The organism is Arthrobacter ulcerisalmonis (assembly GCF_900609065.1).
In the GTDB taxonomy this organism is placed as follows: domain Bacteria; phylum Actinomycetota; class Actinomycetes; order Actinomycetales; family Micrococcaceae; genus Arthrobacter; species Arthrobacter ulcerisalmonis.
Genome location: NZ_UXAU01000057.1, coordinates 1 through 831 on the forward strand (window position 1 = coordinate 1; position 831 = coordinate 831).

The 831-nt window shown below is 69.6% G+C and carries 1 protein-coding gene; it reads right to left on the reverse strand.

The window, feature by feature from the left end; genetic code table 11:
• Window positions 1-831, reverse strand: an 831-nt coding sequence (locus tag PSET11_RS16515) for an HNH endonuclease signature motif containing protein (RefSeq protein ID WP_148088040.1), incomplete at both ends; no start/stop codon positions are given.

Sequence of the window (831 nt, forward strand, 5' to 3'; positions counted from 1 at the left end):
GTTGGTGGTGGTTTTCCAGCCGGGTTGTTCTTTGGTGTAGTTGCAGGCTTCGCAGAGTCCTGCGGTGTTGGTGGCGGTGGTGGTCCCGCCGAGGTGCCAGGGGTGGATGTGGTCGTAGTGGCGGATGGGTGCGTCGCAGTAGGGTGTCCGGCAGGTTGCGTCGCGGGCTTCGATGAAGCGGCGGAGCCCGGGTGGGAGGAGCCGGGCTCGGGAGTCCATGGCGAGGAGTTCCCCGCTGGCGGGTGCGGTGTAGAGGCGTCGGACCCACACCTGGACGTCCTGGGTGGGAGTCAGTGCCGTGTCCCCGGGACTGGTTTCTGCAGCACCGCCAGGACCGGTACCAGTACCGGCATTGGCACTGGTGGTGGTGCGGGGGTTGGTGGTGAGGGTGCGGGCCCATGCTGCGGGGACGGTGCCGTAGCCGGTGAGTCGGGCGGGTTCGTTGTCGCCGTGGAGGAGGGTCCGGTCGGTCATGACGAGGTTGATGGTGATGCCGGTGATCCCGCCGGGGGTCCCGGTGATCCGGTGTACGAGGGTGTCGGCCATGACTTGCCCGCGGGACCGGGTTTCGCCGGTGGCGCGGGCGGTGTCTGCTTCGTGGGTGAGGGCAGCGAGGACGGCGACGCCTTGGGCCACGGGTAGTAGCGCGCTGAGGTAGGTCATGGTTTCGGGTGCTGGGCGGAGGCTGACGTGCCGGTCGGTGGCGGCGTGGTGGGCGCGTTCGGTGGTGGTGCGTGGGTCATGGCGGTACGCGGCGGTCCTGGCCGCGGCGATCAGGGCCCGGTCTCCTGTGCCGGTGAACGTGCCGGTGTCGGCGGCGAGTTCAGCGTC